The sequence below is a fragment of the Cohnella soli genome (assembly GCF_042655525.1).
GTDB classification, from domain to species: Bacteria; Bacillota; Bacilli; order Paenibacillales; family Paenibacillaceae; genus Cohnella; species Cohnella soli.
The window spans coordinates 85,666-112,307 of sequence record NZ_JBHSMI010000015.1; the positions used below are offsets into that span (position 1 = coordinate 85,666).

18 protein-coding genes and 1 pseudogene are annotated in these 26,642 nt (G+C 54.9%); 17 read left to right on the top strand and 2 right to left on the bottom strand.

From position 1 onward, the window contains the following. Window positions 1–47 precede the first annotated feature (47 nt). The 8 genes from ACFPOF_RS08385 (at window position 48) to ACFPOF_RS08420 (ending at window position 12,498) form a co-directional block, all read left to right on the top strand. Window positions 48–947, top strand: a complete 900-nt coding sequence (locus ACFPOF_RS08385) for an ABC transporter permease (RefSeq protein WP_378131511.1) — start codon at window positions 48–50, stop codon at window positions 945–947. Between the two features lie 15 nt (window positions 948–962). Then, complete coding sequence (locus ACFPOF_RS08390; protein ID WP_378131513.1) at window positions 963–1,844, top strand: carbohydrate ABC transporter permease; 882 nt, start codon at window positions 963–965, stop codon at window positions 1,842–1,844. 26 nt (window positions 1,845–1,870) lie between these two features. Beyond that, window positions 1,871–3,763, top strand: coding sequence for a family 20 glycosylhydrolase (locus ACFPOF_RS08395; RefSeq protein WP_378131515.1), 1,893 nt, complete (start codon window positions 1,871–1,873; stop codon window positions 3,761–3,763). A gap of 21 nt (window positions 3,764–3,784) precedes the next feature. Then, window positions 3,785–6,466, top strand: a complete 2,682-nt coding sequence (locus tag ACFPOF_RS08400) for an alpha-L-rhamnosidase (protein ID WP_378131517.1) — start codon at window positions 3,785–3,787, stop codon at window positions 6,464–6,466. 237 nt (window positions 6,467–6,703) lie between these two features. Further along, window positions 6,704–7,618, top strand: a complete 915-nt coding sequence (locus tag ACFPOF_RS08405; protein WP_378131519.1) for a Gfo/Idh/MocA family protein — start codon at window positions 6,704–6,706, stop codon at window positions 7,616–7,618. A 386-nt stretch (window positions 7,619–8,004) separates the two neighbouring features. After that, window positions 8,005–9,681, top strand: coding sequence for a hypothetical protein (locus tag ACFPOF_RS08410; protein ID WP_378131520.1), 1,677 nt, complete (start codon window positions 8,005–8,007; stop codon window positions 9,679–9,681). Window positions 9,682–9,701: 20 nt separating this feature from the next. Continuing rightward, on the top strand, window positions 9,702–11,345 hold the full coding sequence (locus tag ACFPOF_RS08415; RefSeq protein ID WP_378131522.1) for a hypothetical protein: 1,644 nt from the start codon (window positions 9,702–9,704) through the stop codon (window positions 11,343–11,345). A 124-nt stretch (window positions 11,346–11,469) separates the two neighbouring features. Continuing rightward, window positions 11,470–12,498 carry a galactitol-1-phosphate 5-dehydrogenase gene (locus ACFPOF_RS08420; RefSeq protein WP_378131524.1) on the top strand — a complete coding sequence of 343 codons (1,029 nt, stop codon included), beginning with the start codon at window positions 11,470–11,472 and terminating at the stop codon, window positions 12,496–12,498. A 196-nt stretch (window positions 12,499–12,694) separates the two neighbouring features. On the opposite strand, the gene ACFPOF_RS08425 is transcribed toward ACFPOF_RS08420, so the two are convergent. Then, window positions 12,695–13,966 carry a DegT/DnrJ/EryC1/StrS family aminotransferase gene (locus tag ACFPOF_RS08425; RefSeq protein WP_378131526.1) on the bottom strand — a complete coding sequence of 424 codons (1,272 nt, stop codon included), beginning with the start codon at window positions 13,964–13,966 and terminating at the stop codon, window positions 12,695–12,697. Window positions 13,967–14,170: 204 nt separating this feature from the next. Between ACFPOF_RS08425 and ACFPOF_RS08430 the strand changes: the two genes are divergently transcribed. From ACFPOF_RS08430 to ACFPOF_RS08440, 3 genes and pseudogenes are all read left to right on the top strand, one after another. Further along, the gene (locus ACFPOF_RS08430; RefSeq protein ID WP_378131528.1) at window positions 14,171–16,066 is read left to right on the top strand and encodes a beta-N-acetylhexosaminidase; all 1,896 of its coding nucleotides are present in this window, start codon (window positions 14,171–14,173) and stop codon (window positions 16,064–16,066) included. Window positions 16,067–16,131: 65 nt separating this feature from the next. Beyond that, on the top strand, window positions 16,132–17,016 hold the full coding sequence (locus ACFPOF_RS08435) for a dihydrodipicolinate synthase family protein (RefSeq protein WP_378131530.1): 885 nt from the start codon (window positions 16,132–16,134) through the stop codon (window positions 17,014–17,016). 14 nt (window positions 17,017–17,030) lie between these two features. Continuing rightward, a pseudogene (locus ACFPOF_RS08440) lies at window positions 17,031–17,173 on the top strand (glycoside hydrolase family 88 protein); the annotation flags it as partial. A gap of 135 nt (window positions 17,174–17,308) precedes the next feature. On the opposite strand, the gene ACFPOF_RS08445 reads toward ACFPOF_RS08440, so the two are convergent. Then, window positions 17,309–18,079: an IclR family transcriptional regulator gene (locus ACFPOF_RS08445; RefSeq protein WP_378131531.1), complete on the bottom strand. Its 771-nt coding sequence runs from the start codon at window positions 18,077–18,079 to the stop codon at window positions 17,309–17,311. A gap of 187 nt (window positions 18,080–18,266) precedes the next feature. Here ACFPOF_RS08445 and ACFPOF_RS08450 point away from each other — a divergent pair, with 187 nt between their 5' ends. From ACFPOF_RS08450 to ACFPOF_RS08475, 6 genes are all read left to right on the top strand, one after another. After that, window positions 18,267–19,964 (top strand): cache domain-containing sensor histidine kinase, encoded by a 1,698-nt coding sequence (locus ACFPOF_RS08450; protein ID WP_378131533.1) that lies wholly within the window; start codon window positions 18,267–18,269, stop codon window positions 19,962–19,964. Next, window positions 19,957–21,366: a response regulator transcription factor gene (locus ACFPOF_RS08455; RefSeq protein ID WP_378131535.1), complete on the top strand. Its 1,410-nt coding sequence runs from the start codon at window positions 19,957–19,959 to the stop codon at window positions 21,364–21,366. The genes ACFPOF_RS08450 and ACFPOF_RS08455 overlap by 8 nt, the downstream gene beginning before the upstream one ends. A 162-nt stretch (window positions 21,367–21,528) precedes the next feature. After that, window positions 21,529–22,500, top strand: a complete 972-nt coding sequence (locus ACFPOF_RS08460) for an ABC transporter permease (RefSeq protein ID WP_378131537.1) — start codon at window positions 21,529–21,531, stop codon at window positions 22,498–22,500. A 14-nt stretch (window positions 22,501–22,514) separates the two neighbouring features. Beyond that, on the top strand, window positions 22,515–23,405 hold the full coding sequence (locus ACFPOF_RS08465; RefSeq protein WP_378131539.1) for a carbohydrate ABC transporter permease: 891 nt from the start codon (window positions 22,515–22,517) through the stop codon (window positions 23,403–23,405). 104 nt (window positions 23,406–23,509) lie between these two features. Next, window positions 23,510–25,201, top strand: coding sequence for an extracellular solute-binding protein (locus tag ACFPOF_RS08470; RefSeq protein WP_378131540.1), 1,692 nt, complete (start codon window positions 23,510–23,512; stop codon window positions 25,199–25,201). A 95-nt stretch (window positions 25,202–25,296) separates the two neighbouring features. Next, the gene (locus ACFPOF_RS08475) at window positions 25,297–26,637 is read left to right on the top strand and encodes a right-handed parallel beta-helix repeat-containing protein (RefSeq protein ID WP_378131542.1); all 1,341 of its coding nucleotides are present in this window, start codon (window positions 25,297–25,299) and stop codon (window positions 26,635–26,637) included. The last annotated feature ends 5 nt before the right edge of the window (window positions 26,638–26,642 follow it).

Below are 26,642 nucleotides of genomic sequence, written 5' to 3' on the forward strand. Positions count from 1 at the left end.
CCGACGGGTATCCCCCTTCCCTATGCGGAACAGAAGGAGTGGAAACGATGCAAAGAAAAACGAGGATGCGACAGCTTCCGCTTCATCTCATGTTGTTGCCGTCTCTGGCCATCCTTGCTATCTACAGTTATTATCCGATGGCGGGAACGGTAATCGCTTTTCAGAACTTCACGCCTGCGAAAGGCATATGGCATTCCGAGTGGGTAGGCTGGGACAATTTCGAGTATATTGCCAATTTGCCCGGAACGATCCAAGTGGTGTGGAATACGGTCTATATCGCGCTGATGAAAATTATCGCCAATCTGGTGTTGCCTATATTGATGGCTCTCCTGCTCAACGAAGTTCGGAACGAACGATTCAAAAAAGCGGTGCAAACGATGGTATATCTTCCGCATTTTTTGTCCTGGGTCATTCTCAGCGGCGTGTTGATCGATATATTATCTCCGTCGACCGGGATTGTGAACGATATTTTAGGTTCGTATGGCGTGAAGCCGATTTATTTTCTGGGAAATAACCATTGGTTCCCGTTTGTCCTCGTCGGTTCGGATGTATGGAAGGAATTCGGCTTCAATACGATCGTTTATTTGGCGGCGCTCACGGGCATTAATCCTTCTTTGTACGAGGCGGCGGTCGTCGATGGGGCGAGCCGGTGGAAACAAACTTTAAACGTGACGCTCCCGGGGATTTTGCCGATCGTTATTTTGCTGACGACGCTCAGTCTGGGGAACGTGCTTAACGCCGGATTCGATCAAGTGTTTAATTTGTACAGCCCGCAAGTGTACGAGAGCGGAGATATTATCGATACGTTAGTGTACCGTCTCGGGTTCGATGATGCCCAATTCGGTGTCGCGACAGCCGTCGGTCTCTTTAAGTCCGTCGTGTCCCTAGTGCTTATTTCCGCTTCTTATTTCCTCGCGTACCGATTGGCGAAATACCGTATTTTCTAGGAAGGAGGGGGAACCGTGATTCGATTATCGCTTGGCAGAAAGCTGTTCCTGATCGGCAACACCATCTTGCTGACCGGCCTGTCCATTGTTTGTTTGCTGCCGCTCATTAACATTCTTGCGATTTCGTTCAGTTCCGCCGGGCCGGCAATCGCCAATATGGTGAAGTTTTGGCCGGTCGAGTTTACGTTCAGTTCGTACAAGTTTATTATGCATAAACAACAATTCCTGACCGCGATGGTCGTGACGCTAAAGCGGTTTTCTCTTGGAACGATCATCAGTTTGACGTTGACATTGTTCTCCGCCTACGCGTTGTCCAAGGAAGAGAACGCGTTTAGGGGGCGCACGATATACGCTTGGGTTTTCATGCTTACGATTTTGTTTAACGGCGGATTGATTCCGTGGTATATGGCCGTTAATCAAACGGGGCTGCTCGATCAGATCTGGGCCCTTGTCATTCCGAATGCGGTACAAGTGTTTAACGTGATCCTGCTGCTGAATTTCTTTCGGGGGCTCCCGAAGGAACTGGAAGAGGCGGCGTTCATGGACGGCGCAGGCCATCTGACGACTTTGATTCGCGTGTTTGTCCCGGTGTCCGCACCGGCGCTTGCGACCGTTGCGCTGTTCACGATCGTCTACCACTGGAATTCGTGGTTCGACGGATTGTTGCTGATGAACTCCCCGGCTCATTATCCATTGCAAAGTTACTTGCAGACCGTGACGACGGTTCGCGATCTGACGCTCGTCTCGTCCCAGAGCCTGGAAGATCTGAAGGACGTATCCGATCGCACGTCGAAGGCGGCACAACTCTTTCTTGGAGCGCTTCCGATTTTATGCGCGTATCCTTTTCTTCAGCGCTATTTTATGAAAGGGATCGTAATGGGCAGCGTGAAAGAGTAGAGACAATGAATGGGGGATACAGCTCAATGATGGAGCGGATGAACAGGTACGCGAAGCTGAAGGAAGTCGGAGCGTTCATCACTTCCGACACCCGGATCATTGACGGGGACGCGCTTCTCGGCGGGATCGTCTCGGAGGCTCAGTCGACGAACAAGGAGCAGAACCATTACGCTGCTGTTCACTTCGTCGATTCGGCGCATGAAGATCTTCGCGATAAACTTAGAGTAACTTTCGGCGATGTGTACGAAAACAACGAAGACGGGTACGTGATCGAGTTCGAAGAGGATGAGATTCGGATCTATGCGGCGAGCCGCAGAGGCTTCGTCTATGGGGCGTACAATTTGCTTCAATTGGCGAATAACGGGTTTCTGCGTCATGGCCTTATCTATAACGTTCCATTATGTTCTTTCCGTGGACTTAAAGTGTATTTACCGGCAGAGGACGACATTGCTTACTTTAAGGCTTTCGTCGATATGGCTTGCTATTATCGATATAATACGATCGTCATCGAGGTCGGCGGAGCGATGGAGTACAAGCGGCATCCGGAAATTAACGAAGGATGGGAAGCGTACTGTCTGGAGATGCGCGAATATTCAGGTAAAGCGACAGAGATCCAACATGGCTCCAAGTGGGAGAAAAACTCCATCCATTGCGAGAATGGAGGCGGTGGCTGGTTGACGCAGGAAACGGTCCGGGATCTTGTCTCTTATTGCAAGATCAGGGGATTGAGCGTCATTCCGGAAGTTCCTTGTCTGAGCCATTGCGATTATTTGCTGACCCGGCATCCCGAGCTGGCGGAGAGGAAAGAGGATGCATACCCGGACACGTATTGTCCATCTAACCCGGCAAGTTATGAACTGTTGTTCGACGTGCTTGACGAAGTGGCTGACGTCTTTCAGCCGGATACGATCCATATCGGCCACGATGAGTATTATTCCGTTGGTTTGTGCGACCGATGCAAGGGCAAGGACGCCGCGGAGATTTACGCCGAAGATTTAAATAAGATCCACGGTTATTTAACTCGCAAAGGGATACGCGCGATGATCTGGGGCGATAAGCTGATCAATTGCATTAGCAAGCGCGGCCTGACGCACGGCGGGTCAGCGCGCGTCATCTGCGACAAGGAAGGGAACTTCATCCAATTCGTTCCTCCAACTTATCGGGCGATCGATCTTATTCCTCGAGATATGCAAGTGATGCACTGGTACTGGTCGATGCCCAGAGCGTATGACGAAGATTATCTTAGTCGCGGCTTGGCATTAGTTTATGGCAACTTCGAGGGGCCAGGTATTCCGGAGTGGGGGAGAAGGCTGTCGAGAGGCGTACAAGGGGCGAGCATCTCGAATTGGAGCGCGCTGAGGGAAGATTATGTGCAGCGAAACGGGATTTTCTTCAATATGGCGTACGGCGCCAGGATGTTCTGGCGGGAAGGTTACGAAGAAAGGGAATACGCCGCTCTTGCAGAGGAAGTGTTCGCGGACGTGTTCCGGTACAAAAATCGCCGCACGTTATCGGGGCCGCATATCGAAATTACGCACGCCACGACGTTCACGCGGGAATTCGCCTGGTTTTTCGACGGCACGTTCATTGAACCGGAGAAAGATTATTTAGGGGATTACGTATTGACGTTCGAGGATGGAGCCGTTATTCGGTACCCGGTGAAATACGGAGAAAACATCTCGCATTTCAACCGATCGTGGACGACCCGAATGTCCGACGATTACGACGTCTATGAGTTCGATCGCTCTCTGATCGAAGTGTCTTATTCGACTTGGCCTATCCGCGAAGAGGAACGAACGTACTACCGGATCGTTATCGCCAACCCGTATCCGGACAAGAAGCTCTCGGTGATCGAATTCATGCCTAACATAAACTTGGACGCCAACGTGATCGTTCGGAAGGTTGTCGTGAACGGGTAGTGGAGGAAAGGGGAGAACGAAATGGCAGCCGAATTTCGAGTGATCGGATTGCAAGTCGAATACTCAGCTCGGCCGATTGGGGTCGATCGACCCCATCCGCGATTCAGTTGGGGTTACGAGTCGGATAAAAGGGCGCAAAGCCAATCCGCTTATCGCATCGTCGTCGCTTCCAGTCCGGAGCGATTGGCGAACGGCGAAGCGGAACTGTTATGGGACAGCGGAAAAGTCGTCTCCAGCAGTCATCGCGACATCGCCTACGCGGGTTTGCCGCTTCGATCCGGGCAGGCTTACTATTGGAAAGTGCAGGCATGGGATGCGAACGGACAGCCTACGGACGATAGCGAGACGGGCGAATGGGAAATGGCATTGCTCGATCCGGGCGATTGGGAAGCGCAATGGATCGGGATGGCGGACGAGGAGAATACGGGGGCGCTCCCGATATTTAGATCGGTATTTCGTCTGGATAAAGAAGTCGCAAGAGCAAAGGCATATATTTGCGGACTCGGACACTATGAACTCCGATTGAACGGGAGAAAGGTCGGCGACCGTGTGCTGGAACCCGGCTGGACGAATTACGACAAGACGTGCCTGTACTCGGTCATCGACGCAACGGAATACGTGCGAAAGGGAGACAATGCAATCGGCGTTATGCTCGGCAACGGATTCTTCAACGTGACGGGAGGACGTTATTCCAAGTATGTGGGCAGCTTCGGCGAGCCGAAGCTGATCGCGCGCTTGGAAGTCGAATATGACGACGGCACGACAGCGAAAGTCGTAAGCGGAGATCATTGGCGTGCAAGTCGGGGGCCAATAGCGTTCGCGTGTATGTATGGCGGAGAAGATTACGATGCGAGATTATGGACGCCGGGCTGGGACGAAGCCGACTTCGTAGAAGACGACAGATGGCATGGTACTCGGACAGTCATGGGGCCAAGCGGTAAGCTTCGAGCGCAAGATCTGCCCCCGCTGAAAGTCATGAAAGTGTTTCAGCCTGTTCAGTTGAACGAATGCTCGCCTGGCGTATATGTCTATGATTTTGGGCAGAACTTCTCAGGATGGATCGGGATCGATGTGGAAGGCGCTGCCGGATCGAACGTGAAGCTGACGTACGGCGAGTTGCTGAACGCTGACGGCACGGTGAATCAAACGTGGACGAAAGGGCCGAGTTATTTCTCCTATACGTTGAATGGAGAAGGCATTGAAACGTGGAGCCCGCGATTTTCCTACTCCGGGTTTCGTTATATTCAAGTCGAAGGAGCCGTTCCCGCAAATCATGTTCCGCCTGCGGCCGAGAGGTTGCCGACGCTGAGACGGATCGAAGGGCAGATGATTTATCCGGACGTATCGGTGTCAGGCGCATTCGCATGCTCTGAACCGCTATGGAACCGAATTCACGAAAATATCAATTGGGCGATCTTAAGCAACATGAAAAGTCTGTTGACCGATTGTCCTCACCGCGAGAAATTGGGCTGGCTGGAGCAGGCCCATCTGATGGGGCCTTCCATCATGTACAACTACTACGTTCCGCATCTTTACCGCAAAATCATGGACGACGTGGCCGAGGCGCAGCTTGAAAACGGGCTTGTCCCGGATATCGCTCCGGAATATACCGTTTTCGAAGACGGTTTTCGGGATTCTCCGGAATGGGGGAGCGCCTATATTATCGCGGGATGGTACGCCTACAATTGGTACGGTGACCGGGATATGCTCGAGCGGCATTACGATGGCATGAAAAAGTACGTCGTCTATTTGACGTCCCGTTCCGAAAATCACCTGTTAAGCCACGGCCTGGGTGATTGGTGCGATGTCGGGTCCGACGGTTATCCGCTCCATACGCCGATTCCCGTCACAGCTTCCGCAATTTATTATTACAATGCCGTATTGATGGAGAAAATCACGAGATTGCTAGGAAAATCCGAAGACGAGCGTTATTTCCTGGAGCTTGCTACAAGTATCGGGCAATCGTTTAACGCCGAATTTCTCGACGAGAACGCTAGGCGGTACGCCACCGGGAGCCAGACGTCGCACGCGATGCCGCTCGCGCTTGGCATCGTGCCCGATGCGTTGCGGAAACAGATGTTGGCAAACATCGTGCGCGATTTTCAACAAAGAGGTAACAGCCCTTCAGGCGGAGAGGTTGGATTGCGCTTTCTGCTCAAGGCGCTGACGGAAGGAGGTCAAGCGGAAATCGTCGCGTCTCTGCTTCGCAAAACCGATCATCCGAGCTACGGGTACCAAATCTCGTACGGAGCTACGACGTTGACGGAACTGTGGGACGGTCCGACGGCGGGGCTTTCGCAAAATCATTTTATGTTCGGCCATCCCGAAGAATGGTTCTATTCGAGCTTAGCCGGTATCCGGATCGACTATGAGGAACCGCGTTTTCAGCGGATCGCCATCACACCGCATCCTGTAGAGGGAGTCCGGTGGGCGAGGGCTCATCATGATCTCGTTCAGGGCCGCGTCTCCGTGTACTGGCGCCAAGAGGAGGCGGGAGTATTGCAGCTCGATGTCACCATTCCTGTTAATACGACTGCCGTTATTCACGTTCCGGCTGCAAGCATGAACGACATTTTAGAGAATGGGCAACAGATCGGCAAGGTACCTGATGTTGAATTTATAGGCAGGCTCGGCGATCGGACGCTGATCCACGTTGGATCGGGTGAATACCGCTTCACTGCCTATACCGGAGATCGGGTTTGACGGAGGCTTTAATGACACATCGGGCGAAATCGGTAAAACCCTCATCTATGACGCGTGTGTTGAGGGTTTTTACTTGAATGAACCGGAATCTGCGCTTAAAGTAGATCGGCATCGTCCAGGGGAGCGTTGATCGTACGCCTATTAAAAGACGATTAATGGATTTGTCTTTTATTTATATGAACATTAAGATGCAAGATGAGAGACAAAAGCTCTGCGAAACCAGAAAGGAGCAAAACAGTGAACGAGCATATTCTTCGCATCGGCATCATCGGGTTAGATTCGTCCCATTGCGTCGCTTTCACGGAAATGCTGAATGATTCGGCTCATCCATACCATGTGTCGGGCGGGCGTGTCGTCGCGGGATATCGTGGAGGTTCGCACGATTTGGAGCTAAGCTACGGCAGAATCGACGGCTTCACACGTACGCTGACTGAGGAATACGGTGTCGCGCTCGTCGATTCACCGGAGGCGCTGGCCGAACGGTCGGACGCCATTCTTCTGACTTCGGTCGACGGTCGCGTACACCTTGAACAATTCGCTCGCATTGCTCCGTATGGAAAGCCTGTGTTTGTAGACAAGCCTTTTGCGATGCGGGAGGAAGAAGCCCGCGCGATGACGGAGCTTGCGGCACGGCATGGAGTCACGCTCTTGAGCGCCTCGTCGCTTCGTTACGCGGAGAGCTTAATGGAAGCTTGTGCGGAAGAGGCCGGAGGCACCGTGTATGGAATTGACTGTTATGGACCGATGAAGCTGGAACTGCTTATGCCGGGCATGTTCTGGTACGGCGTTCACCTGGCGGAGATCGCTTATTCTGTTCTCGGTCCGGGCTGCGAAAGCGTATCGACGACGGTAGATGGCGATCAGCACGTCGTGGTCGGCCGTTGGAAGGGCGGCAGAGTCGCCACGCTTCGAGGGAATCGCAAAGGGAATTTTGAATACGGCTGTCTCCTCCATGGCGAGAGGGGGTCCCAGCTCATCGAAATAAGCAAGGCAGTCAAACCCTATTACGCCAGTTTGCTGGAAGCGATTATGAAGATGTTTCAGGACGGCGTAGAGCCGATTGATTCACAGGAGATGATTGAAGTCGTCCGCTTCATGGAAGCTGCGAACGAAAGCGAAGTTTCAGGAATGACGGTATGGTTGAACCGATGAGTTATCGCCATACCCGAGTTGAGCGAGTGGAGCGCGATTACGCCACCGCGGGCAAGGACATCTAAACAACGGCAACGATTAACGCGACTTTACGAAAAGTCCATATAATCGTTGCTTTTTTTTAGAGGTGTGATTCCGCGAACACTGCGGGCACTGTAGAGCGTGATCCAAAGGCTATAGCAAGTAAATGGTCAGTCGTAGTTTTTTTGCCGTTCGGTAAGATCAAGTGTGTTTCCCCGCGCCGAACGAGCATCGCTGGCCGCACCGACAGCGATTAAAGCACGCGTTGCGATACGATTGACGGTCATTTGTCGCATATGCTATGATGTCTCCGTAATCAGTGATCTGAAAATGATTTCGATATACCAAACAAAGGCGGCTGAAAGATGGCGACTCTCCGTTTCGTTCATCCTTTAATCATCGTTTCCTCCCGTCACCCGGAATATTGTCTTTTTACGGAAACGTTCGCGCCGTACTTGGAATTATGGGGAATGGCTTACGATATCCACGACTGTGCGACGGAAGGCATACCGGCGAACTTGTCGCAATGGCCGCTTGTCGTGCTCTCGCATCCTGGATGCCTGGAGGGCTCTTCAGGCATGGCAGAAGCTGTGTGCCAAGCGGTAGGTAGCGGGACGGGGCTAGTTACCTTCGGGGAGGCGATCTCTCCGTGGGCGTCTCGCCGTTCGGAACTCCGTGCTTCCGGGCTGATTTCGGTAAGGAATGCGGACCATCCGATCGCAAAGCTGCATCAATCGGGTGAACGTCGATTGTTTTTCAACCTGTCGAAAGCGGTTTCTCCTTTGTTAGCCGTCGAGGGAGAAAATGTGGCTGCGCTCGGACAAGAGCCTTTACTGTCCCTGAATCCTTCCGAAGACGCGATATCGGGCAAAGTAGTCGTATGGACGACGCTTGCTTGGGCGCGGCAGGACGTGCTCGGGCCGTTGTACGGTATGGACGATTTACTTTGGCGCTCTCTCGTATGGACGGCTCGCAAGCCTTTCGTGCTCCGCTGCCTGCCTCCTTTCGTCACGATGCGCGTGGACGACGTATCCGGCTTCGGCAAACGGCTGGGGGGCGAGAGCGGGCTTTATTGGATGAGGGACTGCGTCGAGCTTGGATGGAAGCCTTTCTCGGGCTTGTTTCTCGACGACTTGACGCCGGAGATCGTGGAGGAACTCCGTCCGATCCTTGCCGCAGGTCAGGCGACGGCGTGTCCTCATGCGTTCTCTTATTGGGACTTTATTTATTTCCTGCATAAGCCGAGGAAACCGGAACTGGGTTATTGGTCGGAGGCGGCGGTATGCGAGCCGTTGCCGGACGAAGCCGTCGCGGAGAACGCCCGCAAAGTCGAAGCATGGTACGAGGCGAATCCGGGCTTGCCGATGTCGAAGGTGTTCGTTCCCCATTATTACGAATTGTCGGCCGGTTTTCTCCCGTATTTGCGAAAATGGGGTTTCCGGTACGTGCTGTCGATGAACCCGCCCGATCGGCCGTACGGCGGGACGATGACGTATGGCGCGCCCTTCCATACGAAGAGGCTGCCGTTCGCGACGAACACGCCCGTCTATTACGCAGATTGGTATCCGTCTGGAGAAAGCGGCGACGAAAGCCGTTTCTTCGCGAGCGTGACCGAGATTCGGGACGACCAAGGCTACGAGTGGGCGCCGAACGAGAACGTCGACGATACGATCAACCACGGCGTCAACCAGCTGTCCCGGGCGCTTGATTCGCTCGTCCTCGCGCAATTGTTTACGCACGAATCGGGTTACATCCAATACATCTCGCCTGAGCGCTGGCGGGCCATCATGGATGGAGTAACCGCCTATGTCCGCGAACGGGGAGCCATTCCTGTTACGCTCGACGATGCGATGGCCTATTTGGTGGACTTGAAGTTATCCCGTTGGACGGGCGGCGTGCTGGAGTCGGACGGTAGATTAACGCTTCGCTTCGACGGCGTCAGCGAAGGCGCAACGAAGGTGGCCGTGTTCGCTGACGACGCATTGGATCCGGTCTGGAAAACCGTGATGCCATTCGTAGGTGTTGTGGAACAAACAGTCTGAATGTTCGCGAGGTGACGACGATGAGAATGGCCAAGGTGGGCGTATGGTTCGACCGCGCGTCGGCGGAAAAGCATTGGGCGCACGGGCTCAACACGTTCGGCGCTTATACGGAAGAGATTTTGAAAGATTACGGTATTCCTTTCGAGTCGTTGGCCGAATGGCCGGAAGCGGATGCGTGCTCGTACGATGTCATCGTCGCCGCGCACGCGCCGGACGACGCCGGAACGGCCTCCCGCTTGCGAAGCTACGCGGAGGCGGGAGGTTGCGTCGTTTCATACGGCGGCTTGCGATGTCTGGCGCGCGGACTTGGTTTCCGCGAAGGCGCGCCAGTCTCCGTCGGGTACGCGACGTTGCCTCCGTCATTCGAGGAAGGGACGCCGCTGCGATTTTTACGCGCGATCCCCTGGCTGGACGGTGAAGGCGGCGAGGGTCCGACGTTGCGGTCGATCCAAGTAGGCCGGGGGAGAATGGAGCGATGGGCGATCGACGTGCCGTATACAGTCGTTGGCTTGCAGCAAGGAACGGAGCCCGTTCTCCGCGACGGCATACCCGCGCCGGACGGCAGCGCGGACGTGGACGAAGGCATCCTGAAGGCGGACGACGGCATCGAGCTTGATTGGGAACTCGATCGTCTTCGGACTGAGGCCGGATCGCCTTATTTCGCTTACCCTTACGCGGATATGTGGAAGGACGCGATGGTCGGACATCTCGTCCGATGCGCTTATTCGCAAGGGTTAAGTTTGCCTTTTCTCGGTTTTTGGCCGGCTTCGGCGGAACATATCGCGATGATCTCGCACGACAGCGATTTGAACGAAGACGAGCATGCGGTATCGACGCTAGAGGCGCTGGATGAATGCGGCATTCAGTCGACCTGGTGCTTGATCGATCCGGGATATTCCCCCGATGTCCATGCGCGAGTCGCCCAGGCGGGGCACGAATTGGCGTTTCATTATAACGCGCTCGAGGAAGACGGCGGTGAATGGTCCGAGGAAGCGTTCAGCCGCCAATTGCGCGCGATCGTGCAAGTGACGGGACATCCGAACATCGTAAGCAACAAAAACCACTACACGAGGTTGGAAGGCTGGGGGGAATTGTTCCGTTGGTGCGAGCGCCACTCTATCCGGGTCGACCAGACGAGAGGGCCGAGCAAGCGGGGCAATGTCGGTTTTCCGTTCGGAACGTGCCGACCTTACCGCCCAGTCGCTTGGGCCGACGAAAAAAACCGGATTTACGACGTGCTCGAAATCGGTTTTCAGACGCAGGACCTCGATCAGGGCTACTGGTCGGACTCGAGCGTCGTTGGTCCTATATTAGAGCGGACGAGACGGGCGCAAGGCATCGCGCACTTTTTGTTTCATCAGGTTCACATTCATAACTTGTCGTCCGTCAGGCGGGCGATGTCCGCGTTCGTCGACGGAGCGAGGGCGGACGGGTTCGTCTTCTGGACGTCGGGACAGGCATGGCATTGGCACGAAGCGCGCAGATCGGCCGCGATTCGAGGATTATCGGAGAACGGCGAGCCGGAAATAACGGCGAAACGGCCGGTCGAGGAGCTTGTCGCATGGATTCCGACGACAGAGGACGATCCGGACGTCGAATCGCGATTCGGGGTGCCCTGCGTGAAGCGGGTATTTTCGGTTTCCGTAACGGAGGCAGGAGCATGAGAGAAATTTGTCCGGGCGCCGGCATCCACATTGAGAACGGCTACGAGATTACGCTGTATGGACCGGTGCATCTCACTTCGTACGAAAAAAGATTGGAACTGTGACTGTCGGGGAGGGATAGCGGATGAAAGCATTGGTGTACGAAGGGCCGCGCGATATGAAAATGAGGGAAGCGGAGGTGCCTGCGCCGGAAGTAGGCGAGGTGCTGATCAAGGTCGCTTATTCGGGCATCTGCGGCTCCGAGCTTAGCGGGTACTTGGGACATAACGCATTGCGCAAGCCGCCGCTCATTTTCGGGCACGAGTTCTCGGGGACGATCGCGGCGATCGGCGAAGGCGTCGCAGGAAGACCGGATTTGCTTATCGGCGCCAGAGTGACGGCGAACCCGCTCGTCACTTGCGGGCGATGCTCTTATTGCCTGAGAGGGATGCAGCAGCTTTGTGCCGAACGTAAACTGCTGAGCGCGGCGCTGCCGGGGAGCAACGCGGAATACGTCAAAATTCCTGCGACTTTCGTTTACGCGCTTCCCGATCATGTGTCGTTTCAGCAAGGAGCTCTTGTCGAGCCGATCGCTTGCGGCGTCCGCGTCGCTGAGCTGGCTGCGGCGAAACCCGGGGATCGGGTGCTGATCATGGGCATGGGTCCAATCGGGCTGTTCATACTGCAGGCGCTGCGGGTATACGGCGTCCGGGACGTCGTGGCCGTCGACTTGAACAAGGATAGACTGGAAATGGCGGAGGCGCTCGGAGCGACAGCCGTGCATCCGAAGGAGACGGATACCGCCGAAGCGATTCGAGCGATGACCGGCGGCGCGGGCGTTCAGGTTGCGATCGACGCGGTCGGCTCCGCTGCGACTCGCCGCGTCTGCGTGGAGCATTGCGCACCGGGCGGCAAAGTCGTCGTGACCGGGCTGCACGAGGCCGAGTCGAGCTTGCAGGTCAATCATATGATCCGGCAGGAAATATCGTTGAGCGGTTCATTCGCATATTCGGCGATTAATTTTCAGACCGCTTTGCGCTGGCTGTCCGAAGGGCAAATCGATTTGCGCGACTGGACGATCGAAGCTCCGCTGGAGGCGGGGCAGGAATGGTTCGAGAAGCTGCTCGGCAACCCGGGGAAAGTAGCGAAAGTGCTGCTTCGGCCGAACGCATGAAAGATGGAGAGGACCTCAGTTCCCGCTTTGCAGTGGGAGTTGAGGTCCTCTCGCGTGTGAATCGAGATGGCGCTGCCGTCAGGCAATCGCCTGCTCGGAGTCTTGGGGGCTTGTGCAAGGTTCACACATGCCGTAAGCTACCCTAGCGATGCGAGATGCGAACGCTTGTGAGTCGGCCCCGTACAGCTCCCGGTGTTTATTGCCGAGCTTCCGACACGAGCGCCCGGTGCACCTTGACGATGCCTTCCGTAATTTGCTCGATATCTTCGCTGGTCAGCAGCGGGCTGACGGGCAAATAAACCGTTCTCGCCATGAGATCCTCGGCAGCCTGGCAAGGCTGCTTTTTGTATGAAACGGGTTTACGGAACCGATAGTCGAAAGGGAAATTGTTTTTATCCGCCGTTCTTTGCTCGTATAGCTGCGGTTGGCGATAGACAGGTTTGCCGCCGTAAAGCAGGTGGGTGCCGATGTTTTCGGCGTCCAATGCGCGAATGAAGGCGGCCGCCGTTTCCGCGGAAGGTAAAATCATGCCCAGGTTGGAGCCGAGATACCCTTCTTCGTCGACGACCTTTCGGCTTCGAAAGCCCGGCAAGGACGCCTTAAGAACGGACAGGATCGCGGCATGGTTGCGTCTGGTGCTCGCGTTGATTCCTTCCAGCTTGTTCCACTGCTCGATCAGAACGGAGCCGGCAAGCTCGCTCATCCGATAATTTTGCCCGATGAACCCGTTCGCCTCCTCGTCGCTCTCCAAGCCGTATCTTTCTTTATCCCGGAACAGGCCTTGATCGTGGTAGCGGACGGCGCGCTCGAACAGCAGGGCATCTCGTGTGACGACAGCTCCGCCTTCGCCGGAGGTGATGATTTTGTTCATCTGGAAGCTGAAGACGCCGATATCCCCGATCGTACCGGCGTAACGGCCCTTGTAGCTCGAGCCGCAAGACTGCGCCACGTCCTCGATGACGGGCACGCCGCGCGCTCTCGCGAACGCCATGATGGCGTCCATGTCGCACGGATTGCCAAGGATAGGCACGGCGATAATCGCTTTGACGTCCTCGTCCCATACGCGTTCGAGATCGAGCGGGTTCATGTTCAGGCTGTCGTCGACGTCGACGAACACCGGAACCGCGTGGCTGCATACGACAGCGCCGGCCGTCGCCAGGAACGTATTGGCGGGCACGATCACTTTGTCCCCGTAGCCGATGCCGAGCGCCTTCAAGGCGACGATCAGCGCCGACGTGCAAGAAGACACTCCCAACGCATAGGGCACTCCTAGCCCGGCACTCATCGTATCCTCGAACCGGTGGACGGCGTTTTGCACGTCGGGGCCGTAATAGCGGAAGGGCGACTTCGACAGAATGACTTCCGTTGCGCCGGCTGCTTCTTCCTGTCCCATCATGACCGCTCCCGGATAGTTCGGCGGGAGCGGCGCGTTTCTGGCGGGCTTGCCGCCGTCGATTGCTAGTCTCATGGAAACCCCTCATCTCGTTCGGTATTTAGAAAACGATTTCACGATATCATGTATTTATCATAGATCATGTGATCGTAAATGTTAAGAGCCCAATGAAAAACAACGATAATTGCATTGACGACGTCCGAATCAAATGATATTCTCAATTTGAAATTCAGTATATTGAAAATTATTTTAAAATTTCGATTCGAAGTAGGGGTGCACATGCGTTTTTCGTTTTCGGGATTGATGGAGGGGCTGGAGCAAGGCATCTCAGAGCTCGCTCCCGAGCTAGGCATCGAGTATGGAGCGGGGGGCGTACCGGTCGCGGTCGTCCAAACGGACTCGCCCGGCCTTTCGCTGCGAATGAATGCGGAGGGCGCCGAAATCGTTTATGGGCGCAAGGTCGAGTTTTACCGCGCGCTTGGGCATCTCGTGGAGGCGTATCGGTTGGGGGAAGTGCAGTGCGTGATTCGAGAGCAGCCCCAGTTTACGACGAACGGCCCGATGTTCGACGTTTCCCAAGGCAACGCGGTAATGAAGCCGGAGACGGTACGCCGGTTTTTGCGGATGATGGCGCTAATGGGTCTCGACATGATTATGCTTTACTCGGAGGACAGCTACGACGTCCCGGAGCAACCCTATTTCGGGTACATGAGAGGTCGATATTCCAAGGAAGAGATCTCAGCTATGGACAGGTATGCCTCCCTGTTCGGCATCGAGATGATTCCTTGCATTCAGACGCTCAGCCATCTGGAGGACGTGTTGAAGTGGAAGCCGTTCTACGAATTTCGCGATGACGAGGAGACGCTGCTCGTCGGGCACGAGAGAACTTACGATTTTATCGAGCAGATGATCCGCGCGGCCGTCGCTCCCGTAACGAGCAGACGAATCCACATTGGTATGGACGAAGCTTGGAAACTCGGGCTCGGACGGTATTTAAGCGAGAACGGTTACCGTACGAAGTTCGAAATCATGAACGAGCATTTGCATCGTGTACTGGACATTACGCGCAAGCTCGGCTTGGAGCCGATGATGTGGAGCGATATGTATTTCCGGGCAGGCTCGAAGACGGGCGGCTACTACGATCCGGAATGCGTCATTCCGCAGGAGACGATCGATGGTATGCCGAAGGACGTCCGTTTCGTGTATTGGGACTATTACCACTGCGACGAGGCTTTTTACGAGAATTGGATTCGCCGGCATAAGGAGTTCGGTTCTACGCCGGTTTTCGCCGGGGGCATCTGGAACTGGAAGGGCTTCGTCCTAAACTACGGCTTGACATTCGCATCGACGAACGCGGCGCTGGCCGTCTGCAAGAGGGAGGGCGTGAAGGAAATCATCGCGACGCTGTGGGGGGACGACGGCACGGAATGCGATTGGTATTCCGCATTGCTCGGCCTGCAACTGTTCGCGGAGCACGGCTATTCCCCGGAGCAGCCGACCGGGGAGAAGCTGAGGGCCAGATTCGCCGCCTGCACGGGCGGGCGATACGACGATTTCATGGATATCCGCTGGATCGACGAAATTCCGGGCGCGCCCGAAGGCAACACGGGCAACGCGAATCCTTCACGCTGCTTGCTGTGGCAGAACGTGCTGATGGGGCTGTTCGACAAAAACGTCGAGGATCTGCCGCTAGGCGACTACTACGGCGATATGAAAAACAAAATGGCGGAGGCATCCGGACGCAACGGCGAATTCTCGGCTGTGTTCGGCGTACTCGAGCGGCTGTGCGCGGTACTCGAAATCAAAGCCGGAATCGGCCTCGAACTGACCGGAACTTATCGTTCTCGGGATTTCGACTTGCTGCAGACGTTGATCGCGGTGAAGCTACCCGAGCTCGTACGCAGAGTGAGGGACCTTCGCGACTTCCATCGCGACCGCTGGCACGAGGTGAACAAGCCGTTTGGCTGGGAAGTGATCGACTTCCGCTACGGCGGGCTGCTTATGAATGCGGAGCACGCGATCGCGAGGCTGGGCGACTTTGTCGAAGGGCGCGTCGAGGCGATCGAAGAGCTCGAGGAAGAGCGACTGCCTTTTCCGGACAAAGGAGGCGTACCGGAGTGCTACTGGTTCAAGTTCATTCCTTCCGCCAGCAGACTGATGCAATATCAGCCTTAACCTACGGTCTTAACCTGGAGTGTTAGCATGAAGTCATAACCAAAACTACGAACGGAGGTTTTAAAATGGCGCTGCAAGGTAATATTCCGGTAATTCCGACGCCTTTCCTGAACGGGGAGGTCGACTACGGCGGCTTCGACCGCATGATCGAGCATACGTCCGCTCACGTGGACGGGTACGTGGTCGCGGGCAGCACGGGCGAGGCCCCCGCGCTGTCCAAGCAGGAGCGCATAGATATCGTGCGCCATCTCGCGCGTATCGTTCCACAAGACAAGGAGCTGGTCGTCGGACTCGGGCATACGAACTTGCGGGAGGCGATCGATATTGGGAGAAGCGCCAAGGAAGCCGGCGTCCGTTCGGCTCTCGTACCGAGCCCGTACTATTTTCCGAATTCACCGGCGATGGTTACGGAGTATATGGCGGAGCTCGGCGAGAAGACGGCGCTTGACATCGTCTTCTACGACAACCCGGTGACCACGGGGACGAAATATACGGCGCAAGAGCTGCTCGATATGGCCAAGGCGGTTCCGGCGATCAAGGCGGTCAAGATGACGGACCACCATTTCGGCAAAATGCGCGAACTGAAGCGGCAATCCGCGCTGAAGGTGTTCGGCGGCGATGATATTATCTGCTTCCGCTCGTTTGAGGCGGGCGTAGATGGCAGCATGATCATCGCGCCTATCATTTATCCAGAGGCGTTTCGCGCCAGTTGGGACGCATACTGTGCAAGGGACCGCGAGACGAGCTACCGCATTTTTTCGCAAACGATATTGCCGTTTATTCACATGTTCGGTCCCGGCGACGAAATTCCGACGACGAAGGCGCTTTATTATAAGCTCGGCATTTTTCAAAGCGCTGAAACGAGGCTGCCGCTGCTTTCGTCCGACGAGCAGCGCGTGCGCGAAGTGATGCTCGGATACGAGGCGGGGTTGGCCGCGATTCGTTCATGAGCGAGATCACAAGAGATTCGGAGGCGCAAGGGTTGCTGAAGCACGGCTCGTATTACGTGCTCGGAGGCTTGTCGAAGGACGATTATATGATCTGGGAGACTATTATTATTTGGAAGCGCTCATGCGGCTCGATCGGAGCATGACGGGTTACTGGTAGAGAGGGCATAGCATCCCGGGGGCCCATTGACGTGTAGCGGCGGAGCAGAGGGATTATTCCTAAGCGCCGCCGCTTTCAAGTTTAAACCATTATACGCCAGGGCGATCGCTTACCTGAAAGTTACTCAAGCCTCCCTTACTCCGAGACGTAACCAAGCTCCTTGGAGATGAGCGAGGCGTGCTCGCATACGATGCGGCCGATTTCTCCGAACTTGTTGCTCGGCAGCTCGCTTCTTAGCGCGGTGACGCTGATGGCGGCCGTCACGCGGCCTTCGTTATCGAAGATTGGAGCGCCGATGCAGCGGATGCCGGACTCGCCTTCCTCGTCTTCGATAGCGTACCCGGATTCTCTTACAGAGACGAGAAATTCTTTGAACGTTTCCGGAGTTCCGATCGTGTAAGGCGTGTACGCTTCGAACGAGATCGACCGGGCGAGCTCGTCCAGCTCGTTGTCGGGCAGGAACGCCGCAAGGGCCTTCCCTACGGCCGAGCAATAAACGGGAAGGGATTGGCCGACCTTCGTCGAGAACTGAACGTATCCGGGACCGTTGACTTTCTCGATGTAGATGGCGCGCCCGTGCTCCAGCGCGGCTAAGTGGACTGTGAATTGGAGCGACTCGGAAAGGTTCTTCATATATGGAAGCGCGATGTCGCGGATGTTCAATTTGGACAGCACTCGAGTGCCCAGATGGTGAATCTTCATCGTCAGCTTATATTTGTCTCCCGGCAGCTTCTCGATGTATTTCAAGCTCTCGAGCGTGGAGAGAATCATAAAGATGGACGACTTCGGAATGCCGCAGTGGGTATAAAGATCGGTAATGCCGAGCGGTTGATCGGAGTCGGCCAGCAGTTCGATGATAGCGAGCCCCTTTTCCAGCGCAGGGACGGTATATTTCTTTTTCTCCATGTGGAAACTCCTTTCATTATGTTAAATTCATTAAAGCATAAATCAACGTTCGCTTCAACGAAAGTCCGTTGTTCTCGGCTTATTCATGCTCTCGTGTTATTCGTTGACCTCCTCGAACGGCCGGTGATATATTAAGTGAAAATTTGATATGCTGAACGCGAGATCAAGCCGACCGGAGGGGGAGAACATGCATTTTTTCAAGTGGCTTTCAATTCGTACGCAGTTGATCATACTGGCTTTTGCGACCGGTATTGCTGTCTTGCTCATTATTTTTTTCATCTATGGACAGGTCAGGGAAGTCATCACGAAAAACAACGACGTCTACACGAGAGATATGACGTTCCAGATCAAGCAGTCGATCGCGGGAAACAGCGACTTGATGGAGAGAATTCTTTCGGCCGTCGCCAATAACAAGGCCATGCAAGACTATTTGCTCGAGACGGACCCGCTGCGCAAAGTAGAACTGTTCTATCAGTTGAACAATTTCCTGTTGAACATGCAAGGCATGAACGAGGGCATTGTCGATTTCGTATTTTTGAGCGACGAGGGGACTTCCTACTATTTAAAGGGAAAGAACGATGACGTCAAAGACATTTTGGACCGGACGGGCGACAAAACCGTTAATTACTTTACCGAAATGAAAACGCTGAAGTACGGACAACTCGATCGAAACTGCTTCGTCGCCGTTTCGACGATCTATTCGCTCGATCCGAACAGGCAGCTCGGCAGAAGGATCGGCGTCGCGGCCGTCGTCTTCGACGCCAAGGTGCTCGGCCTTGAACTGAATAGCCGATACAAGGAATCCCCCATTCAATTCTACTTGCTGGACAGGGATAGCCGGGTGTATTCAAGCAGCGACCCTTCCCAGCTTCGCAAGCGGCTCGACCCGGAGGCGTTTGCGGGGAATCGGTTCGTCGTGGACAAGGCGGACGTGCCCGAAATCGGCGGCTCGATCGTCGCGGTAATTCCGAAAAACAAGCTGTACGCCGATCTTACGTTGATCCAGAAAGTCATCGGAACGCTTCTTCTCATATTCGGCGCGCTTCTGCTTATCCTTTTCACCGTCATTATTAACAATATCCTCTATCCTTTGAAAAAGCTAAAATCGTTCATGACGTCCGTCATCGCGGCCGATTTGGATGGCCTCAAGCAGCGGATCAATCTGGGCGGCTACGTGGAAATGGGCATAGTGGCGAATAAATTTAACGCAATGCTGGACGAGATGGATCATTTGACGCAGCGGCTCATTAGCACAAGCGCGAGCCTGTACGAGACCAAGCTCGGCAAACAGCAGTCGGAGCTCGCTTTCATGAGGAGTCAGATCAACCCCCATTTTCTTTACAATACGCTGGAGACGCTGAAAGGGATGGCCGTGGACGAAGGAGCGGCGAAAACGATGGGCATGGCAAAGTCACTCGGGCGCATTTTCCGCTACAGCGTCAAAGGCGCGGACATCGTCAGCCTTCGGGAAGAGCTCGACATCGTCGAATCTTACGTGCAAATCCAGCAGTCCCGGTTCAGCGGCCGGTTTGAAGTGGCCTACTACTTCGAACCGGGCGTTCTCGACCTGCGTATCCCGAAAATGATTTTGCAGCCGATTGTCGAGAACGCGGTCGCCCATGGGCTGGAGCATAAGCTGGACAAAGGGCATTTGAGCATCGGAGGGAAGCGGATGGAAGACGACAAGCTTGTGTTATGGGTAAAGGACGACGGCAAAGGGATCGGCGATGGCGCGCCGGGCGAGGGGATCGGGATCAGCAACGTGCGCAACCGGATTCAACTCATGTACGGCGCAGAATACGGCTTGGAGATCGGGAAGGGAGCCGAAGGCATCGGAACGGAGGTCGTTCTGATATTGCCGGCGAGAGGTGAAGAGGATGCATAAAGTATTGATCGTCGACGACGAAAGCTTCGTCGTCAAAAGCTTGATCGCCACCATCGATTGGAACGAGCACGGCTTCGCGGTCGTCGGCCAGGCGGCCAACGGCATCGAGGCGTTGGAGGCGATTGAAGCGCTTAAGCCCGACCTGGTGTTTACGGACGTGCAGATGCCCGGCATGGGCGGTTTGGAGCTGATCAACGTCGCGAGCGGACGTTTCCCGAACGTCTTGTTCGTCGTCATCAGCGGCTACGCCGAGTTCGTCTACGTACAGAACGCGATGAATTGCGGGGCGCTCGGCTACTGCCTGAAGCCGTTCGAGGAGAGGGAAATCATCGGGATGCTGGCCAAGGCGGCGGGCCGATTGAATCAGTTAAGAGCCTCCGACGAGCTCAGGCTGCAGGACGAGCTGGAGGACGTAACGGCCGCCGGCCGGCGGCGGGCACAGATGACGCTGGAGGCGCTCGGTGTAACGAGCCGGATCGACGACAGGATAGTCGTTGCGGTCGGCATCGGCGGCGCGTTGACGTTCCCTTCCCGGGTTCAGGCGGCCAACCTGCGAATCGGAAACAACAAATCCGTCTATTTGATCGGCGAGAAGCACGCGGAAATGACGAAACGACATTTGACGGACCATTTTCCCCGTCTCGTCAAAGGGATCGGATGGCGCTCTGAAGCCGGCGGCGTCGATACGGTCATGTCCGAAATCGAGAAGGTCATCGAAGCGGCTTACCGGTTTTTCATGACGGGCAAGCCCGGGTTGTTCGAGATTGGCCCGGAGTTCCCGGATGCGGTACATCCGGGGTTGCTTCAATTGAATGAAGCGCTGGAGAAGAGGGATGCGCCCGTAATCCGAGTTTCACTGGAATCGCTCAATCGTTCGCGGTCTCAACTGAACATCCGTCAGGCGCTGCGGATCTACAATTCGGTCATGTCATATCTGCATCGCTCCGATTCGGGCCCCTATGAGGACTACGCGTACAGCTACGAGCATTTGGCCCGGCTTTACCCGGATTTCGGGCGGATGGCGGAAGAGCTGCTGCAGTCGCTCGAACGGGCTTCGGGGGCAGGAGACGCGCTGTCGCCGCGGCAGGCGAGGAGCGAAACGTTCCAAAGCATTCTGCAATACACCGACGAGCATTACGACGGCGAGATTTCCATTCAGAGTATTTCTCGCCATTTTAACATCAACCCCAATTATGTCAGCCAGCTTTTCAAGAAAAACCTTAATGCGACTTTCACGGACTACGTCGCCCGGTTGAGAATCCGCCAAGCCGGTCGGCTGCTCCGCACGACGGCGCTGCCGATCCACGAAATCGCGAGCCGCGTCGGCTATGACGAGTATTATTACTTCACGCGCGTGTTTAAGAAAATCATGGGCCAAACCCCTTCCGATTACCGTAAATGATTTTTTGTTCATTGAATTTATATTCGAAATACAAAAAAATCGGGCAAATCTAACAATTGTATAGGTGAATCTAATTTGCCGACATAGTCTCGGGCAATCCGTCTCCTATATACTTGGATTATCAGTTACGGCAATGACGACAGAGGCGGAAAGAGGGTCAAGATGGATATCAAATTCGGATTTGGGAAACCGCTTACACGCCAGAAGCCGGCATTTCTGTCCAGACCGGTCGTCAGGCGGATCGTTTATTACAGGTACTTTTACTTGCTGCTGCTGCCCGCCGCCATCCTATACATCGTCTTCTCCTATATTCCGATGTACGGCGCAGTTCTGGCATTCAAGGATTTCCATTTCAAGAAAGGCATATTGGGGAGCCCTTGGACAAGCATGCACGGATTCCAGCATTTCCACGACTTACTGGACGACGCGAGTTTCCACAAGGCTTTCTGGAACACGCTCATTCTCAGTCTTGGTCGGATCATCTTCCAATTTCCCGTTCCGATCGTTCTGGCCATTCTGATCAACGAAATTAGAAGGCAGAAATTCAGAAGATTCGTGCAGACCGTATTCACGTTTCCGCATTTCGTCTCGTGGGTCGTCGTGGCGGGTTTGGCGTTTAACATCTTGGCCGACGCAGGCGTCCTGAACCAGATTATCGTTGCCTTGGGCGGGGAGAAAATCAATCTGCTGACGCAGGCGTCCACGTTCAGGCCGTTGCTGTTCGTGACCGACTCCTGGAAGGAAGCCGGATGGCTCACCATCATCTACCTGGCGGCTATATCCGGCATTAATCCTTCCTTATACGAAGCTGCGATCGTCGACGGGGCGAACCGTTTCCAGCTTATCCGCCACATTACGCTTCCTGCGATTAAGTCGGTCATCGGGATACTGCTTATCCTACAGATCGCAAACAGCTTCAGCTATGGCTTCGACCAGATTTTTAACCTGTACAATCCCGCGGTTTACGACGTTGCGGACACGATCGACACTTACGTATACCGGCGTTCGTTCGTGAGTGGTCTTGATTTCGGAACTTCCACGGCGATCGGTTTGTTCAAATCCGCGATTAGCTTGACCTTGCTGTTCAGCGCGAACGTTCTCGTCCGCAGGGGAACTGGCAAAGGCTTGTATTGAGAGGAGGGGCGCGGTTGCGGACGAAAAAGATAAAGTGGAATCCTTTCGACATCGCGAATTCTCTTCTGATGGTTTTGCTCGCGATACTCACGGTTTTTCCGTTCTATTACATGCTCATCATCTCGATCGCGGACTACGCGGACATCCGCAAGCAGCTCATTTATCTCATTCCGAAATCGCTTAATTTCAGTTCCTACAAAATCGTCATGGAAACGAGTTATTTCCTGAACTCCTTCTATATTTCCGTTATCGTTACCGTCGTCGGCACGATTGTCAGCATGCTCGTCACGATCGCCGCAGCGTACGCCCTTTCTAAGAAAGGCATCCCCGGATGGCGACCGATCTATACGGCGGCGATTATTCCGTTGTTTTTCTCCGGCGGCCTTATTCCATATTACTTGACCGTGAAGGCAGTAGGCATGATCAACGACATCAGCGTTATGATCATCCCGACGGCTCTCGCTCCTTTCTATCTCATCATTCTGAAAAATTTCTTCGACGATTTGCCGGAAAGTCTGGAGGAATCGGCAAAAATCGACGGAGCGAACGACATTTACATCCTATACAAAATCGTCATCCCGATCTCGACGCCGGCCATCGCCACGATATCGCTTTTCTACGCTGTGGACCGTTGGAACGATTACTATTCCGCCGTCTTGTTCATTTCAAACCAGAAGCTGTACCCTTTGCAGATGGTGCTCAGGGAAGTGCTCATGAACTTCGAGATGCTGAAGGGCAGCGTCGTCGGCTCGGCGATCATAGAGCAGAACAAGAATTCCTACGTGTACACGCAATCGCTGAAAATGGCGATCGTGGTCGTCGCGACCGTGCCGATTCTGCTCGTGTACCCGTTCGTCCAAAAATATTTCAATAAAGGCATCATGCTCGGCGCGGTTAAGGAATAACGAACCGCTTCGCGCTTGGGACATCGATAATAGCGGCAATCGCCTGTTATTATATGTGATTATTGGAACAAAATCCATTTGGTATGAAAAGGGGAGAGTTGCGAATGGCAAAGCGAATGAAAGTGGCAAAAAGCTCGTTTGCATGGCTGTTGGCGTCGTTAATGATCGTCGCCTTGATCGCTGGTTGCTCCGGTAAAAACAATAACGAGGCGTCTGGAAGTCCGTCGGCGAGTCAGGCCGAAAACAGCACGAAGCCTTCGGAATCGGCTTCCGCCTCGGCTTCGCCTTCCGAGGATCCGTTCGCGGAACACATGGATATCTCGATTGCCCTGTGGAGTATCGGCGATGCGATGCCGGAAGGCTTCAACGATCCGATCCGTGACGCGGTAGAGAAGAAGCTGAACGTGACGATCAAGCCGGTCAACACGACGTGGGACGACTACACCCAGAAAATCCAGGTGTGGGCCGCTTCCGACCAGCTCCCCGACGTATTCGCGATCGACGCGATCACTTCGCCCAACTTGACGAGTTGGATCACGCAGGGCGTCGTACACGAGCTTCCAGCCGATTTGAGCCCGTATCCGGAACTGGCCAAACTGTTCGCGACGCCGGACTTCCAGTCCTACAGGTTCCCGCTCGGAGACACGAACGGCAAGTTCTATTCGATCCCTCGTCCGAACTTCCGCGACGCGAACATGAACGCCAACAGCCACGGAATTATCGTACGCAAGGATTGGATGGCGAACGTCGGCATAACGAAGGCGCCGGAGACGATGGACGAATTCATCGCTCTGATGAAAGCGTTCGTCGAGAAGGATCCGGACAAAAACGGCAAGAAGGACACGATCGGCTTGACCGCGTACAGTCCGTCCTGGCTCGCCGACCTGTTCGGCGCTTACGAGCCCGGTCTGATGGGCGGCAAAAGCGTATGGGTTCGCGGCGACGGCAAGTGGGTTCCCGCGTTCTCGACCGCAAGGGCAACGGAAGGCGTCAAGGCAATCAAGGCGCTGTACGATGCCGGCGGTCTGGATAAAGACTTCGCCACGATCAAAAGCGGTGAAGCGACCGACAAGTTCGCTTCCGGCTTGGCCGGCGCGTACGCCCACGATACGACTCCGGGAACGCTCAGAACATTGAAGACCAAATACGAAGAGCTGAATCCCGACAAGAAGTTTGAGGACGCCTTCATGATTCTCCCGCCTATCAAAAACGTCGATGGCAATTTCTACCGCTTCTATGACTCAGGCATTTGGTCTGAGAGCTACATCAACGCCAAAGCGGACGACAAAAAGGTCGACCGCATTCTGCGACTGTTCGATTACATTTTCTCCGAGGAAGGCTTCAATCTGTTGCACTTTGGCATCGAAGGCGTCGATTACGAGAAGAAGGACGGCCAAATCTCCATGATCGATCAGAAGGATGCCGACGGCAAGCCTCTCGTGCTCATGAACAAATATCCATTCATGAAGGCGAGCTATTTGACCGAGTGGAGCGGCACGAGTATCGCGACGAACCCGCTCATTCCGCAAACGCTGCGGGACATGTCCGAGGCGAACTTCCAATGGATGATGCAGAACGCGAAGCCGGTCGACACCGATCTGCGGCTGAATTTCATCGATTATCCATCCCGCACGAAAGCGGTCGAGCAGTTCGACGTCGACCTCGTCAAGGCGGTGCTTAGCAAAAACGCCGAAGAAACGTGGAATAAAATAACCCAGGGTTATATGAACGGGGACTACAAAACGATTGTCGAAGAACTAAACGCCAAGGCGAAGGAAATGGGCATCAACCCGTAACCGGAGCATACCGTTGACCCTGAATTCCCGCCTATCTTCGCGATGGGCGGGTTTGTTTCACCAGAACTCCGTTTGCGAAAGGACTGGACAACGCTATGCCGATTTGGAATGTAAAACAGTTCGGGGCGGCGGGCGACGGCGCGGCCGACGACACGGCGGCGTTTCGCAGCGCTTGCGAAGCAGCAGCGGGAGGCGGAACCGTGTATATCCCGACGGGAAACTATCGGATAACGGGACCGGTTGCCGTCCGGCACGACCATACGTCGCTGACTGGCGACGGAATGAACAGCCGCGTCGTCTACGAATACGAGCAGAGACCGGACGATGGCGATTCGGAGGCGAGCTTGTTCGTTTTCCGGGAGGGCATTAGCGGCATCGCTGTCCGCGAGCTGAAGTGCGAATATAAGGGAAGCTTTTTCGGGCAGCCGGGACAATCGTATGCCGGAAAGGTGTCGGCTCTCCGGTTCTCGCAATGCTTCGACGTCGTCGCTGAGCGGTTGGAAATATGCGGCTTTAACGACAGCGCGGTCAAGATCGCTACGGGAGACGAACGGAAATACGCGGCAAGGTTTAAGGTGACTCGATGCCATCTGCACCATAACCGGGTGGCGGGAGTGCTGTTCGGTTACGTTGACGGCATCAGCATTATGGATAACGACCTGAACGATAACGGATCGCCGCTGGACGGCGGCACCGGCTATGGCTGCGCCGGATCGAGCCTGGAGTTGCCTTTGAACGTCCAGGTCGTTGCCAACCGCGCCAATGGGAACTACCGTAAAGGCATCGACCTTCACGCCGGCGTCGGAGCGGTCATCGCCGATAACATTTGCCACGGGAACAGATTATACGGCATCTATGCGGAAGGCCGCAAAACGGGAAACGCGACGATACGCGGGAACATCGTGTCGGGGATGAACCGTGACGCGCTCGATATCGGCGAACCCTATACATGGATCATGGGCATCGATTTCGGGCCGTATGCGGATGAGCCGGCGACGGAAGGGCATTACAACTTCATTGTTGAAGGCAACCAGATTCTGAACTTCGGACTGGGGGAAGGCGATGCCTACCCGTTCAATTGTTACTATAACATGGCTCGCGGAAATATCTTGATCAGGAACAACATCGTGACCGGAGGCCAAATTACCCGTCTAGTCCGGATGAACGCCATAGCGGAAGAGGATGCGGAAGCGCGCGTGCAGCTCGACATTTCAGGCAACCTCGTGTCCGTCGTGAGCTGTTCGAAGGAGATGTTCGACCTGCCGCGTATCGATCGGCTGAACATGACCGGCAATCAAATTTCGGTCGAGGAGGAGCGGCCGGCCGGCGTACCGATCATTCGGAGCGAGCCGCTAGGACGGCTGCTGGCGGAAGGCCGGGCGAGGGTGTCCGGCAACTTCATGAACGGACGCTTGGCGGCGTTCGAGAAAGGATGACCGTC